Source organism: Neisseria meningitidis (genome assembly GCF_022869645.1).
Classification (GTDB): Bacteria; Pseudomonadota; Gammaproteobacteria; order Burkholderiales; family Neisseriaceae; genus Neisseria; species Neisseria meningitidis.
Genome location: NZ_CP064367.1, coordinates 1423714 through 1439047, shown reverse-complemented (window position 1 = coordinate 1439047; position 15334 = coordinate 1423714). Strand labels below are relative to the sequence as shown.

9 protein-coding genes, 4 tRNA genes and 2 pseudogenes are annotated in these 15334 nt (G+C 53.9%); 7 read left to right on the top strand and 8 right to left on the bottom strand.

Annotation, left to right across the window (positions count from 1 at the left end):
• Nucleotides 1-32: 32 nt before the first annotated feature.
• A pseudogene (locus IUJ45_RS07355) lies at nucleotides 33-761 on the bottom strand (RNA polymerase factor sigma-54); the annotation flags it as partial.
• Between the two features lie 347 nt (nucleotides 762-1108).
• On the opposite strand from IUJ45_RS07355, the gene katA reads away from it, so the two are divergent.
• The 4 genes from katA (at nucleotide 1109) to IUJ45_RS07335 (ending at nucleotide 6368) form a co-directional block, all read left to right on the top strand.
• Nucleotides 1109-2623 carry a catalase KatA gene (gene katA / locus IUJ45_RS07350; protein ID WP_002218620.1) on the top strand — a complete coding sequence of 505 codons (1515 nt, stop codon included), beginning with the start codon at nucleotides 1109-1111 and terminating at the stop codon, nucleotides 2621-2623.
• Nucleotides 2624-3977: 1354 nt separating this feature from the next.
• Nucleotides 3978-4409, top strand: a complete 432-nt coding sequence (locus tag IUJ45_RS07345) for a pilin (RefSeq protein ID WP_002249229.1) — start codon at nucleotides 3978-3980, stop codon at nucleotides 4407-4409.
• Between the two features lie 440 nt (nucleotides 4410-4849).
• Entirely contained in the window at nucleotides 4850-5350 is a 501-nt protein-coding gene (locus IUJ45_RS07340; RefSeq protein WP_002220237.1) for an REP-associated tyrosine transposase, read from the top strand.
• A 451-nt stretch (nucleotides 5351-5801) separates the two neighbouring features.
• Complete coding sequence (locus IUJ45_RS07335) at nucleotides 5802-6368, top strand: manganese efflux pump MntP (protein WP_002245810.1); 567 nt, start codon at nucleotides 5802-5804, stop codon at nucleotides 6366-6368.
• A gap of 275 nt (nucleotides 6369-6643) precedes the next feature.
• Here the strand turns inward: IUJ45_RS07335 and IUJ45_RS07330 are convergent, their stop codons facing one another.
• Together IUJ45_RS07330 and IUJ45_RS07325 are read right to left on the bottom strand one after the other, a co-directional pair.
• On the bottom strand, nucleotides 6644-8680 hold the full coding sequence (locus IUJ45_RS07330) for a M3 family metallopeptidase (protein WP_002246738.1): 2037 nt from the start codon (nucleotides 8678-8680) through the stop codon (nucleotides 6644-6646).
• Between the two features lie 87 nt (nucleotides 8681-8767).
• A complete protein-coding gene (locus IUJ45_RS07325; RefSeq protein WP_002249228.1) occupies nucleotides 8768-9640 on the bottom strand; it encodes a mechanosensitive ion channel family protein in 873 nt (290 codons plus the stop codon).
• Between the two features lie 269 nt (nucleotides 9641-9909).
• On the opposite strand from IUJ45_RS07325, the gene gyrB reads away from it, so the two are divergent.
• From gyrB to IUJ45_RS07315, 3 genes and pseudogenes are all read left to right on the top strand, one after another.
• Nucleotides 9910-12300, top strand: coding sequence for a DNA topoisomerase (ATP-hydrolyzing) subunit B (gene gyrB, locus IUJ45_RS07320; protein WP_002234479.1), 2391 nt, complete (start codon nucleotides 9910-9912; stop codon nucleotides 12298-12300).
• Nucleotides 12301-12423: 123 nt separating this feature from the next.
• Nucleotides 12424-12605, top strand: a pseudogene (locus IUJ45_RS11230) (hypothetical protein); the annotation flags it as partial.
• 13 nt (nucleotides 12606-12618) lie between these two features.
• A complete protein-coding gene (locus IUJ45_RS07315) occupies nucleotides 12619-13938 on the top strand; it encodes an L-serine ammonia-lyase (RefSeq protein WP_002246767.1) in 1320 nt (439 codons plus the stop codon).
• Between the two features lie 70 nt (nucleotides 13939-14008).
• On the opposite strand, the gene IUJ45_RS07310 is transcribed toward IUJ45_RS07315, so the two are convergent.
• The 5 genes from IUJ45_RS07310 to IUJ45_RS07290 all read right to left on the bottom strand — a co-directional run bounded on the left by IUJ45_RS07310 (nucleotide 14009) and on the right by IUJ45_RS07290 (nucleotide 15274).
• Nucleotides 14009-14107 (bottom strand): hypothetical protein, encoded by a 99-nt coding sequence (locus tag IUJ45_RS07310; RefSeq protein WP_014575118.1) that lies wholly within the window; start codon nucleotides 14105-14107, stop codon nucleotides 14009-14011.
• Between the two features lie 758 nt (nucleotides 14108-14865).
• Nucleotides 14866-14942: transfer RNA gene (locus tag IUJ45_RS07305), tRNA-Asp, on the bottom strand.
• A gap of 32 nt (nucleotides 14943-14974) precedes the next feature.
• A tRNA-Val gene (locus tag IUJ45_RS07300) sits at nucleotides 14975-15050 on the bottom strand.
• A gap of 39 nt (nucleotides 15051-15089) precedes the next feature.
• Nucleotides 15090-15166: transfer RNA gene (locus tag IUJ45_RS07295), tRNA-Asp, on the bottom strand.
• A 32-nt stretch (nucleotides 15167-15198) separates the two neighbouring features.
• Nucleotides 15199-15274, bottom strand: a tRNA-Val gene (locus IUJ45_RS07290).
• Nucleotides 15275-15334 lie beyond the last annotated feature (60 nt).

Here is a 15334-nt window from a genome sequence, read left to right as displayed (position 1 = left end):
AAAGCCAGCAGGTTGGCGAGCGCCTCGTCAGAATACGGCGTGGGTGTGGACGAGGCAAAACCGACGGCGGGAAAGGGATTGAGCGAAGCAATGAGGTCGAGTGCGGCTTCGAGTGTGCCGCTGTCGGTTTGGGGCAGGCGTTTTTTTATTCGCGCGAGGGTTTGGCTGCGGTTGCCGTCAATGCTGTCGAGGGCGTTTCGGACGATATGCAGGGCGGAGGGTTTGGCAGCACATTCGCCCGATCTTTCTATCTGCAGTATCAGCGATTCGTTCAAATCGGCGGCGGCCACGCCTGCCGGGTCGAATTTTTTCAATGCGGTCAGGGCTTGTTTCAGCATTGCTTCATCCAACATCCACTCCAAGGGCGTATGGTCGAGGATGTCTTCGATGCTGTCGGTCAGATAACCTTGCTCGTCAAGGAAATCGATGAGGATGTGGACACAGGCGGATTCTTGGTCGGAAAGCGGGTGTTCGCATACTTGCGCGTGCAGGTATTGCTTGAAATCCTGCTCGCCGGCGATGTTGGACAGCATATCTTCGCCTTCGTCTCCGCCGATTTGACGGGCAGGCGCAGTGTAATGGCTGAACTCGGCATCGGAAAATTCATCCGTGTCTTTGCGTTCGAGCAGGGGGTTGTCCGACAGCCAGTTTTCGACCTCGCGTTCAAGTTCGATACCCGACATCTGCAATACGCGCAAAGATTGTTGCAGCCGCTGGTTGAGCTGCTGGGTCTGTTTGAGCTTTATTCCGAGTAAGGTCATGATAATGTGGGGGAAATTGTTATTTTCAGCCTGTCGGCGCAAAAAATGCCGCAAAGCGTCATTGCATTATAAATGGTTTTAATGGGCGGGTTCGGATTCCGTTCGATAACAAAAAACAAACGAAAATCAAGAACCGATTGCTTATAATAATATTAAATCGATTTCATAGTTTTAATAGCGAAAATCTTGGCGTATAGTCGCATCCATAGTTTTTACAAAAGGGAAATAAAATGTCGATTCAAGAAATTTATTGCAATCAAGAAACCGGCTACGAATACGCTTTCCGCCAAATCGTACTGTAAGCCGTTTACCCCCATTTGACCAACCTGAGAAAAGGAACAAGAGCGATGACTACCTCCAAATGCCCTGTAACCCATCTGACCATGAACAACGGCGCGCCTGTTGCCGACAATCAAAACAGCCTGACCGCCGGTCCTCGCGGCCCTCTGCTGGCGCAGGATTTGTGGCTGAATGAAAAACTCGCCGACTTCGTGCGCGAAGTCATCCCCGAACGCCGTATGCACGCCAAAGGTTCGGGCGCGTTCGGTACGTTTACCGTAACGCACGACATCACCAAATACACCCGCGCCAAAATCTTCAGCGAAGTCGGCAAAAAAACCGAGATGTTCGCCCGTTTCACCACCGTGGCAGGCGAACGCGGCGCAGCCGATGCAGAACGCGACATCCGCGGTTTTGCGTTGAAGTTCTATACCGAAGAAGGCAACTGGGATGTGGTCGGCAACAACACGCCCGTGTTCTTCCTGCGCGACCCGCGTAAGTTCCCCGACCTGAACAAAGCCGTCAAACGCGACCCGCGCACCAATATGCGCTCTGCCACAAACAACTGGGACTTCTGGACGCTGCTGCCCGAAGCACTGCACCAAGTTACCATCGTGATGAGCGACCGCGGCATCCCCGCCGGCTACCGCCATATGCACGGCTTCGGTTCGCATACCTACAGCTTCTGGAACGAAGCAGGCGAGCGTTTTTGGGTGAAATTCCATTTCCGCACCCAACAAGGCATTAAAAACCTGACCAACGAAGAAGCCGCCAAAATCATCGCCGACGACCGTGAAAGCCATCAGCGCGACCTGTACGAAGCCATCGAGCGCGGCGAGTTTCCGAAATGGACGATGTACATCCAAGTCATGCCTGAAGCCGATGCGGAAAAAGTGCCGTATCATCCGTTTGACTTGACCAAAGTTTGGCCGAAAAAAGACTATCCGCTGATTGAAGTGGGCGAATTCGAGTTGAACCGCAATCCCGAAAACTTCTTCGCCGATGTGGAACAATCCGCCTTCGCACCGAGCAACCTCGTTCCCGGTGTCGGCGCCAGCCCAGATAAAATGTTGCAGGCGCGTTTGTTCAATTACGCCGACGCGCAACGCTACCGCTTGGGCGTGAACTTCCGCCAAATCCCTGTCAACCGTCCGCGTTGCCCTGTTCACAGCAACCAGCGCGACGGACAAGGACGCGCCGACGGCAACTACGGCAGCCTGCCGCACTACGAACCCAACAGCTTCGGCCAATGGCAGCAGCAGCCCGACTTCGCCGAACCGCCTTTGAAAATCAACGGCGACGCGGCGCACTGGGACTACCGCCAAGACGATGACGACTATTTCAGCCAACCGCGCGCCCTGTTCAACCTGATGAACGACGCGCAGAAACAGGCATTGTTCGGCAACACCGCCGCCGCAATGGGCGACGCGCCCGACTTCATCAAATACCGCCATATCCGCAACTGCTACCGTTGCGATCCGGCATACGGCGAAGGCGTGGCAAAAGCCCTCGGACTGACTGTCGAAGACGCACAAGCCGCCCGCGCGACCGACCCCGCACTGGGTCAGGCCGGTTTGCTGTAAGGGGGCATTATGTGGATGGAAATTGAAGAAATCCTGTCCCGCGCCGTCCGCTACCGGAAATAACCGGGCATAAAAATGCCGTCTGAAACGTCATTTGACCGCTTCAGACGGCATTTCCACACCCCACCCCGCATTTTTATATGGTCGCGCATCGCAGTGGGACGTAGGGTGTTCGTAGGGTGGGCTTCAGCCCACCAATCACACCAATCACACCAATCACACCAATCCGCCACCTCGACAAATCCGCCACCTCGACAAATCCGACAAATCCGACAATCTTACCGGTGCCGGCAAACCTATGCCGTCTGAAGTTGGCGGAGGCGGTGGGCTGAAGCCCACCCTACAGCCCGCCATTCCCGCCCCACAGCCAACTTTTCCGCGTCATTCCCGCGAAAGCGGGAATCTAGAACGTAAAATCTAAAGAAACCGTTTTTTCCGATAAGTTTCCGTACCGACAACTCTAGATTCCCGCCTGCGCGGGAATGACGAAATTTTTGTTTTTGATTTTTTGTTTTTGGGGAATGACGGGATTTGAGATTGCGGGCATTTATCGGGTAAAACGGAAATTAAGCGTTGCGAAAATTTATCCGAAATCACAGTAACTTTTCCGCGTCATTCCCGCGAAAGCGGGAATCCAGGTTCGTTGAGTTTCAGCCATTTCTAATAAATTCTTGCAACTTTGAGTTTCTGGATTCCCGCCTGCGCGGGAATGACGAAATTTCAGTTTTTGATTTTTTGTTTTTGCGGGAATGACGGGATTTGAGATTGCGGGCATTTATCGGGAAAACAGCAACCTCTCCTCCGTCATTCCCACGAAAGTGGGAATCCAGGTTCGTTGAGTTTCAGTCATTTCTGATAAATTCTTGCAGCTTTGAGTTTCTAGATTCCCACTTTCGTGGGAATGACGGGATACGGGTTTTCGTGCGGACAGATCCGTCATTCCCGCGCAGGCGGGAATCCGGACCCGTCCGCACGGAAACTTATATTTCGTCATTCCGCCAATCCCACCCCACCCCCAAAAAAACCAAAAAAAACCCAATCTGACAAAATCTGACAAAAAACGTCAGCCCGAAACTGACAAAAATTGTCACAACTGACAAAAAAACGTCAGCCCACCGCATTATTCCGCCGCAAGCCGCGCCGCGTTGATATAAAAAAATACCCATACCAAACGGACAAATAAAAAATATTCTGTAAAATACCGAGCCGAACCCGTTTTTGGCACGCCGCTTGCTGGTAAGAAGGCGAACCGAAGCAAAAAAGACCACGGTCAAATACATTACGGGTTTACGTTTGCGGCGGATGCCGCAAATTTCCAATCAAACTTAAACATTTTCAAACAGGAATCATCCAAATGAAAGCAATCCAAAAAGGTTTCACTCTGATCGAGCTGATGATCGTCATCGCCATCGTCGGTATCTTGGCAGCCGTCGCCCTGCCCGCATACCAAGACTACACCGCGCGCGCCCAAATGTCCGAAGCCCTGACTTTGGCCGAAGGTCAAAAAACCGCAGTGGTCGAGTATTATTCCGACAAAGGCACATTCCCGAAAAACAATGCTTCCGCAGGTATTGCCAGTGCTTCTGAGATTACAGGTAAGTATGTGGCTAAGGTAGAAGTTTCGGGTGCTACCATTACTTCTACAATGAAAACTCAGGGTGTAAACAAAGACATCAGCGGCGCAACCTTGGTACTGGAAGGCAAACAAAACTCAGGCTCGTTCGAGTGGACTTGTAAAGCAGGTTCTGTAAAAGCAAAATTCTTGCCATCTATCTGCCGCCAATAAGGACAATGGTCGGGTTTGACCCCGCCGTGAAAACAAATGCCGCCCGAACCGCTCGGGCGGCATTTTCTATTCCCCTTTGCCGCTGTAGGGTGGGCTTTAGCCCACCATTCCACCATTCCACCATTCCACCAACTCCACCAATCCCACCCTGCCGTCGCTCCCACCAATTCCGCCATTTCCCGCCGAAAACCGAAACCCACCGAATCCCGCCGGTTCGCCAAAACCCTTGATGCGGTGGAAACGGTTGGATTCGGTTGGATTCGGTTGGATTGGTGGAGTTGGTGGGCTGAAGCCCACCCTACGAAACACCCTACAGCCTACACATCAGCCCTACGCCCTCCCTACCCATTTCCCTGCAAATCCCCTAAAAATCCTCCCGCACGCCCTGAAAACAAGGAATAATACAGGTTTCCGCCCATCGGGCTAAAAAGGGGATAAATATGTCAAATTACCGGAGGGACTTCACGCGCGGGGCGCACTATTTTTTCACATTGGCTTTGCAAGACAGGACGAAGGATTACCTGATACGGCATATCGACAGGCTGCGCCTCGCCTATCGTGAAACGAAAACACGTTATCCGTTTGAAACGGCGGCAATTTGTATTTTGCCGGATCACCTGCATTTCATTATGCGGCTGCCGGAAGGCGACCACGATTACCCGATACGGATTGCATATTTGAAAACCCGGTTTTCCCAACTCATCCCCAAAGAGTGCCGCGCCCCCAACGGGAGTAAAACAAAAAAACGCGAAGCCGGCATTTGGCAGCGCAGGTTTTGGGAACACCTGATCCGGGACGAACAAGATTTAAACAACCACCGGGATTATATTTATTTCAACCCCGTGAAACACGGGTATGCGGCGAGTGTGAAGGAATGGCGTTATTCTTCCTTCTTCAAAGACGTTGAAAAAGGCATTTACCCTTTGGATTGGGGAGGGTAAAGCTCCCGCCGCCGCCAAAATCCGCAGGACGGACGCGGGGCAGATGAGTCGGGCGGGACGTAGGGTGAGGCGTAGGTGCGTAGGGTGGATGTGTAGGGTGGGCTTCAGCCCACCAATCCAACCACCTCCGCCAATCCAACCATTCCCACCAACCCAAACCAACCATTCCGCCAATCCCCGCCAAAAACCGAAACCGCCGAATCCCGACGGTTTGCCAAAAACCCTTGATGCGGTGGAATTGGCGGGATTGGATGAGTTGGTTTGGCAGAATTGGTGGGCTGAAGCCCACCCTACAACCCGCCCTAAGTCCCACCTACGTTCCATCCGACGCATCCGCCCTACGGTTCCGGATTCCCCTGCGAACCGCCCCGCGCACGAAAACTGCTTTACGCGGCGTTTTTCGCGTTTTGCTGTTTTGCTATAATCCGCCCTTTTTAAGGACGGGTGCGGTATGGGTTTTTATGCTTTGCTCTTGATTGCGCTGGGGATGTCGATGGATGCGTTTGCCGTCGCGCTGGCAAAGGGTGCGGCGGTCAGGATGCCCCCGCGCAAAATTGCAGCAACGGCTTTGGTGTTCGGCTCGGTTGAGGCACTCACGCCGCTGGCAGGCTGGGTAGGCGGTTTTTATGCCAAACCGTTTATCAGCGAATGGGACCATTGGGCGGCTTTCGTCCTGCTGGGCGGGCTGGGTCTGAAAATGATGCGCGAAGGGCTGTCCGGCAAGGCGGAAGATGTGCGCGAAAGCAAACGGGAAAGCCTATGGATGACGGTTTTGACTGCTTTTGGAACCAGTATTGATTCCATGATAGTCGGGGTGGGCTTGGCGTTTATGGAGGTAAACATCGCCTTTGCCGCCGCAATCATCGGTATGGCGACGACGGTGATGGTGGCGGTCGGGCTGGCGGCGGGCGGGGCGTTGGGCGGGCTGTTTGGGAAACGTGCGGAGTTTGCCGGCGGGCTGGTGCTGATCGCCATCGGCACTTGGACACTCTTGTCGCACTTGGGGCTGATCGGGTAAGGACTGCCAAAAAATGCTGTCTGAAGCGTTGTTTGACCGTTTCAGACGGCATTTTTTATTTTTTGGGCGTAGGGCGAATCCGTAAGGTGGGATGTAAGGTGGGATGTAGGGTGGGCTTCAGCCCACCCTACGCCCACTGTTTTTGATTTTTTGTTTTTGCGAGAATGGCGGGATTTTGGTTTGCTGTTTTTGTGAAAATGACGAAACCGCGCAAATGCTGATGCCGTCTGAAACACTGTTTGATTGTTTCAGACGGCATTTTTTGTTCACATCGATCAAGCCGCGTTGTCGAAGCCGCTGTGGCGCAAGAGTGCGTCTATGCTCGGTTCGCGTCCGCGGAAGGCTTTGAAGGATTCTGCCGCGCTGCGCGATCCGCCGACGGCGAGGATTTCCTGCCAAAAGCGTTTGCCTGTGGCGGCGACATCGTCGCTTTCTTCAAAGGCGGCGTATGCGTCCGCGCTCAATACTTCCGCCCACGCGTAGCTGTAATAGCCTGCGGAATAGCCGCCTGCGAAGATGTGGCCGAAGCTGTTGGCGAAGCGGTTGTATTCGGGCGGTCGGACGACGGCGACTTCTTTGCGCACGCTGTCTAAAACCTGTTGCCAGTTTTTCAGACGGCCTTCGTCGTCTTCGCTGTAAATCATCATATCAAAGAGGGCGAACTCCATTTGGCGGACGAGGAACATTCCGCGTTGGAAGTTTTTGGCGGCGAGCATTTTGTCGAAGAGTTCTTTCGGCAGGGGAACGCCGGTTTCTTCGTGGGCGGACATTTGCGCCAAGACATTGTATTCCCAAACGAAATTTTCCATAAACTGACTGGGCAGTTCGACTGCGTCCCATTCTACGCCGTTGATGCCGGATACGCCCAGTTCGTCGACTTGGGTAAGCAGGTGGTGCAGGCCGTGTCCGGTTTCGTGGAAGAGGGTGAGGATTTCGTCATGGCTCAAGCGGGCTTCTTTGCCGCCGACGGGCGGGGTGAAGTTGCAGACGAGGTAGGCGGTGGGCAGTTGCAGCGTGCCGTCTGAAAAACGGCGGCGGCCTTTGTAGTCGTTCATCCACGCGCCGCCGCGTTTGCCTTCGCGTGCGTACAAATCCATATAAACGCCGCCTATGGTTTCGCCGTTTTGTTGCAATTCAAAATAGCGCACGTCTTTGTGCCAGACGGGGACGGTTTTTTCGGTAAATCCGATGCCGTAGAGTTTTTTGATTTGGGCGAACAGTCCGTTTAATACTTTGCCGACGGGGAAGTATTTTTTGACTTCGGTTTCGCTGAATGCGTATTTGGCTTCGCGCAGTTTTTCGCCGGCGTAGCCCAAGTCCCACGGTTGCAAATCGGCGAGGCCGAGGCTTTCGCGGGCGAAGGCTTTGACTTCGGCGAGGTCTTTTTCGGCGTAGGGTTTGGCGCGGCGGGCGAGGTCGTGCAGGAAGTTTAAAACTTGTTCGGGGGTGTCCGCCATTTTGGTTGCCAGCGACAATTCGGCGTAGTTTTTGAAGCCGAGCAGTTTGGCGGTTTGCAGGGCGTTTTCGAGCGTGCGGTCGATGTTGGCGGTGTTGTCGAATTTGCCGTCGTCTGAAAGCTCGCTGGCGCGGGTAACGTAGGCGCGGTAGATTTGTTCGCGCAGTTTGCGGTTGTCGGCGTATTGGATGACGGCGAGGTAGTGCGGAATCTGCAAACCGATTTTGTAGCCTGTTTTGCCTTCGCTTTGCGCGGCAGCGGCAAACATGGCGAGCGCGTCTTCGGGAATGCCGGCAAGCGGTGCGGCATCGTCAAAGTAAATGCCGAACGCGTCGGTCGCGTCTAGGACGTTTTGGGAGAATTTGGCGGAAAGTTGCGCGCCTTCGGTTTGCAGTTTTGCCAATTCTGCCTGCTGTTCGGGCGGCAGTTCCGCGCCGCTGAGGACGAAATCGCGCAGATCGTGGTTGAGTTTGGTTTTTTGCGCGTGGGAGAGGGTGTCGAACTCGGGGGAGTTTTTGATGGTTTTGAAGCGGTTGTACAGCTCGATGTCTTGTCCGATTTCGGTGAAGAAGACGGTAATTTCGGGCATTAATTCATTGTAGGCGGCGCGCAGTTCGGGCGTGTCGGTGACGGAGTTGAGGTGCGACACCACGCCCCAAATCCTGCCGACGCGTTCGGTGATGCCGGTCAGGGGTTCGACAGTGTTTGCCCAGCCGGTGTGCGTTTGGGCTTTGATGGCGGCGATTTGTTCGCGCGCTTCGGCAATGGCGGTTTGCAGGGCGGGTTTGATGTCTTCGGTTTTGATTTGATCAAAACGGGGTTCTTCGCCCAAATGGAGCAGTGCGTTGTCAGTCATAAGATGGGTTTCCTTTGCGTGTTGTGCTTCAGACAGCATATCGGCAATATGCCGTCTGAAGCCGGAAATGGGGTCGGTCGGGGAAAGTTAAAGTGTTTCGGAGCCGGCGGGGTAATTTAACAGGCGGTATTGTACGCGCAAAAATTCGTCCATAACCGCCTGTTGGATTTCCAGCCGCTTTGAAACGGGGGAGGCGAAGCGGACGATGATGCGGTATGCCTTGTCATCGTACGGCACGCGGGTAACGCGCGGTTTGGCGGCGGGCGTGATAAACAGTTTTTCCGCCTGCACGTTTTCCAAATGCCGTTGGATGGCGGGGATGTAGGGCGCGCACAAGGGCTCGAGTACGGCTTTCAGACGGCATACGGCTTCATCCGAATCCAAATGGATGGGAACCGGGATTTCGACCGTATGGATGACGTAGTCGCCCAAAATATTGTCGCGGCGCACGGGGTGGCTCAACAACAGGCTGTTGGGGAAAGAAACGGTGGTTCCCGCAAGCTGTCCGACCAAGGGGTTCGGACCGACCTGCATCATCAGCGTGTTCAACAGGTTGATGTCGACCACGCGCCCGCGCAGGCCGTTGATTTCGATATAGTCGCCGACCGAGTATTGCTGGGTGGCAGACCTTAAAATGCTGCCCGACAGACACATAATCAGTTCCTTCGTCGCCACGACGACCGCCGCCGCCACCGCAAACATCGACAAAGCCAGCGTTTGGATTTGCGCCGACCAGATAAATGCCAGCGAAAACAGCACCAAAAGCAGCGTTATATTGCGGCTGGCAACCAAAAACCGCCGCTTGCTTTCGATGCCGAAATCCGGATGCCGTTTGAAGTGGATATTCAACAGAAGGGCGCGCGCCAGCAGCAAAGCCGCGACCACCGCCACGGATTCGACCGCCTCCGCACGTATCGGGACGGCACCGAGCCAAGTGTCCAACATATTCCATATTTCCATTTCCGCGCCCCTGTCCGAAAAGTATAGGGTGTAGATTTTAGTGGCAAAAAAACGCTTTTGCCACTTTACGGGACAATCCCCGACCTGATGCCGGAGGCAAACGTACCGTTTCATCTTTTCCCGGCGGCACACTGATGCGGATAACGCTGAATTAGGCGGCAAAATCGGCTATAATACACAATTATATATGTCGTCCCGCCCGCTTTTTCTACAAGGTGCGGACTTGTTTTGGCGGCATCGCAAAATCTTTTCAAAATCCGGCAAAAAATATGACTGAACAAAAACACGAAGAATACGGCGCCGACAGCATTCAGGTGCTCGAAGGCTTGGAAGCGGTACGCAAACGCCCCGGTATGTACATCGGCGACACGCAGGACGGCAGCGGCCTGCACCACATGGTGTTCGAAGTATTGGACAACGCCATTGACGAAGCACTCGCCGGACATTGCGACAAAATCACCGTTACCATCCACGCCGACCATTCCGTCAGCGTCGCCGACAACGGGCGCGGTATGCCCACCGGCATCCACCCGAAAGAAGGACGCTCCGCCGCCGAAGTCATCATGACCGTATTGCACGCGGGCGGTAAATTCGACAACAACAGCTACAAAATCTCCGGCGGCCTGCACGGCGTGGGCGTGTCGGTCGTCAACGCGCTGTCCGACTGGGTAACGCTGACCATCTACCGCGACGGCAAAGAACACTTCGTCCGCTTCGTGCGCGGCGAAACCGAAGAGCCGCTGAAAGTGGTCGGCGATTCCGATAAAAAAGGCACGACCGTGCGCTTCCTCGCCAGTACGGAAACCTTCGGCAACGTCGAATACAGCTTCGACATCCTTGCCAAACGCATCCGCGAACTTTCGTTCCTGAACAACGGCGTGGACATCGAATTGACCGACGAGCGCGACGGCAAACACGAAAGCTTCGCCCTTTCCGGCGGCGTGGCTGGATTCGTGCAATACATGAACCGCAAAAAAACGCCCTTGCACGAAAAAATCTTCTACGCGTTCGGCGAGAAAGACGGCATGAGCGTCGAATGCGCAATGCAATGGAACGACAGCTATCAGGAAAGCGTGCAGTGCTTCACCAACAACATCCCTCAGCGCGACGGCGGTACGCACCTGACCGCGTTGCGCCAAGTGATGACGCGCACCATCAACAGCTACATCGAAGCCAACGAAGTCGCCAAAAAAGCCAAAGTGGAAACCGCCGGCGACGATATGCGCGAAGGTTTGACCTGCGTGTTGTCCGTCAAACTGCCCGACCCCAAATTTTCGTCCCAAACCAAAGACAAACTGGTTTCCGGCGAAATCGGTCCCGTCGTCAACGAAGTCATCAGCCAAGCCCTGACCGACTTCCTCGAAGAAAACCCTGCCGAAGCCAAAATCATCACCGGCAAAATCGTCGATGCCGCCCGCGCGCGCGAAGCCGCCCGCAAAGCCCGCGAAATCACCCGCCGCAAAGGCGTGATGGACGGCTTGGGGCTACCCGGTAAACTCGCCGACTGCCAAGAAAAAGACCCCGCATTGTCAGAACTTTATCTGGTCGAGGGCGATTCTGCAGGCGGTTCCGCCATGCAGGGGCGCGACCGCAAATTCCAAGCGATTTTGCCGCTTAAGGGCAAGATTTTGAACGTCGAAAAAGCGCGCTTTGAAAAAATGCTCGCCAGTCAGGAAGTAGCCGCTTTGATTACCGCGTTGGGCGCGGGCATCGGCAAAGAAGAATTCAATGCCGAGAAGCTGCGTTACCACCGCATCATTATCATGACCGATGCCGATGTGGACGGCGCGCATATCCGCACCTTGCTTTTGACCTTCTTCTACCGCCAAATGCCCGAACTGGTCGAGCGCGGCTACATCTATATCGCCCAGCCGCCTTTGTATAAAGCGAAATACGGCAAACAGGAACGTTACCTCAAGGACGAGTTGGAAAAAGACCAATGGCTGCTCGGTCTTGCCTTGGAAAAAGCCAAAATCATTTCAGACGGCCGCACCATCGAAGGCGCAGAACTTGCCGACACCGCCAAACAATTCCTGTTGGCAAAAACCGTCATCGAACAGGAAAGCCGCTTCGTAGACGAACTCGTCCTGCGCGCCATGCTACACGCGTCGCCCATTGATTTGACGTCGTCTGAAAACGCCGATAAAGCCGTTGCCGAACTTTCCGGTCTGCTTGACGAAAAAGAAGTCGCCCTCGAACGCATCGAAGGTCATGAAGGACACCGGTTCATCAAAATCACGCGCAAGCTGCACGGCAACGTCATGGTCAGCTACATCGAACCCAAGTTCCTCAACAGCAAAGCCTACCAAACCCTCACCCAAACCGCCGCCGCGCTCAAAGGCATGGTCGGCGAGGGTGCCAAGCTTTACAAAGGCGAAAACGGGTACGACGCGGACAGCTTTGAAACCGCTTTGGACATCTTGATGAGCGTTGCCCAAAAAGGTATGTCCATCCAACGATACAAAGGCTTGGGCGAGATGAACCCCGAGCAGCTGTGGGAAACCACGATGGATCCCGCCGTGCGCCGCCTGTTGAAAGTGCGCATCGAAGATGCCATTGCCGCCGACGAAGTGTTCGTTACGCTGATGGGCGACGAGGTCGAGCCGCGCCGTGCCTTTATCGAAAACAACGCGCTGATTGCCCAAAATATCGACGCATAAGTGCCGTTTTAAAAAAGGAGACGGGCATCGTGCCGCGTCTCCTTTTGGTTTGTCAAACGGAAGCCATGCCGTCTGAAACCGCCTTTCGGAGCAAAACCATGATCAGCATTTTTGATATAGTGGATTAACAAAAATCAGGACAAGGCGACGAAGCCGCAGACAGTACAAATAGTACGGAACCGATTCACTTGGTGCTTCAGCACCTTAGAGAATCGTTCTCTTTGAGCTAAGGCGAGGCAACGCTGTACTGGTTTAAATTTAATCCACTATATTTTCAAAATCGGTATCGGGCCTTCCAGTTCGCATACGGTCGGCCCGATGAAGGCAGCCGCCGCCTTTGCGACAGGTTTGGATGCACAGGCTGTTCGCATCGTCATCGACATTTACGGCTCGCTCGCACTGACCGGATACGGACACGGTACATTTGACGCGCTGATGCTCGGTTTGGAAGGCAGCCTGCCGCACGACATCCCGCTTGCCGGCATTCCCGAACGCCTCGAACGCATCCGCACGCAGCACATCCTCCGGCTCAACGGGCAAGAAATCCGCTTCATCCCCGACCGCGACCTGAACATACTCGGCAATCAAGTGCTGCCCAAACACCCCAACGGTCTGCGTTTTACCGCCTATGCTTCAGACGGCACGGTATTGAAGGAACAGGTTTATTATTCGGTCGGCGGCGGCTTTGTCGTTACCGAAGAAGATTTTGACCGGCAGGCGGAAACGGAAAAAGCCGTTCCCTATCCCTATACCAGTTGCGCCGAACTGCTTGCCCGATGCCGTCTGAACCGGCTCGACATCTCCGAAGTCGTGTTGGCAAACGAAGCCGCGCTTGCCGGATGCGGCGAAGCCGAAATCCGCCGCCGCGCCGCTGCCGTTGCCGAGGTTATGGAAGGCTGCATCAAACGCGGCTTGGGTGCGGACGGCGAACTGCCCGGCGGATTGAACGTCCGCCGCCGCGCCCCGCAGCTTGCCGCCAAGCTCAAAGTCCTGCGCGAAACCGAAATCGTCAACACCCAGCTCTGGCCGATGGTGTACGCCATGGCGGTCAACGAAGAAAACGCCGTCGGCGGACGCGTCGTTACCGCACCGACCAACGGCGCGGCAGGCATCATTCCCGCCGTATTGCACTATTTCCGCAAGTTCAATCCGCACGCCACACAGGAACGCGTCGAAAACTTCCTGCTCACCGCAGGCGCAATCGGCATCCTCTACAAGACCAACGCCTCCATTTCCGGTGCGGATGTCGGCTGTCAGGGCGAAGTCGGCGTAGCGTGTTCGATGGCGGCGGGCGCATATGCCGAAGTCATCGGCGGCACGCCCAAACAAGTGGAAAACGCCGCCGAAATGGCGATGGAACACCATTTGGGGCTGACTTGCGACCCCGTCGGCGGACTGGTGCAAATCCCCTGCATCGAGCGCAACGGCATCGCCGCCGAAAAAGCCCTCAAACTCGGCACCCTCGCGCTTTTGGAAGACGGCACGGACAAAAAAGTCTCGCTCGACGAAGTCATCCGAACCATGTTACAGACAGGGCGCGACATGAAGTCCACCTACAAAGAAACCTCGCTTGCCGGACTCGCCGCCACGCTCCGGAAAAAAGCCGTCCCCGTATCCGTGCGCGTGGTCGAGTGCTGAGGATGGACAGAAACGAAAATGCCGTCTGAAAACAGTTTTTTAGACGGCATTTCATTTATTTCTTGCGGCTTTACCGTTTCAGTGCCAGCGTCAACACGCCCGCCGTAACCAGCCCCAAGCCTATCCATTCCTGCGTGTTCGGGCGTTCGTCTAAGAAAACCACCGCCATCAGGAATGCAAACCGGCGTTGTTTGCAGTATCCGGCAAGAATTTTTATAGTGGATTAACAAAAATCAGGACAAGGCGACGAAGCCGCAGACAGTACGGATAGTACGGAATCGATTCACTTGGTGCTTCAGCACCTTAGAGAATCGTTCTCTTTGAGCTAAGGCGAGGCAACGCTGTACTGGTTTTTGTTAATCCACTATAAAAGGTCTTTTCTAAAATATGCAGAGACCTTTGCAATAACATAGGTTACTAAAATTTTATGCTCAATCTCATTTTCAAAATGCAAAACTTTTCTGATTTTTCCTACTTTTTGCTCAATATTAGGAAGGTTTTAGGCAATTGAAAATTTTTTGGCGCATTTTTATGCGTCAAATTTCGTTAACAGACTATTTTTGCAAAGGTCTCATGCAGATATTCGAATATCGAATTTGCCTTATGATTACGGTTTTCTGTCTTATCTGCCTTAAAACGCCGATATTCCGTTTGAACCAAATTATATTTGCCGAAACGCTCAAAAATCTCCCTTACCTGCCCGACAGACATCAAGCCTTCGTTGTTGTAGCTGAGAAAAATATATTGAAAGTCCGCATCCCTAATCAAAGCCCCAAATACCGGAACCACATCCGATTTTGAGCAAGTCCGCGCTAAAACACATCGTACAGCGCAAAACCGGATGGGAATGGCAAAATCCGGAAACAAACATTTTTCAAAGCATACAAACAAAAAAATACCAACCGGAGGTTGGTATTCCTTAACTTTTGGCGCGGCGGACGGGGCTCGAACCCGCGACCCCCGGCGTGACAGGCCGGTACTCTAACCAACTGAGCTACCACCGCGCATCCATTGTTTGCAACAATGAAAGAAAACTTGGTGGGTGATGACGGAGTCGAACCGCCGACATTCTGCTTGTAAGGCAGACGCTCTACCAACTGAGCTAATCACCCGTGTATAAAAAATACCGACAGAGTCAGTATTTTGAAACTTGGCGCGGCGGACGGGGCTCGAACCCGCGACCCCCGGCGTGACAGGCCGGTACTCTAACCAACTGAGCTACCACCGCGCATCCATTGTTTGCAACAATGAAAGGAAACCTGGTGGGTGATGACGGAGTCGAACCGCCGACATTCTGCTTGTAAGGCAGACGCTCTACCAACTGAGCTAATCACCCTTGCGATTTGCGAAAGCGTTATTAAACCAAATAACCGGAAATGGCGCAAGCCTTATTTCG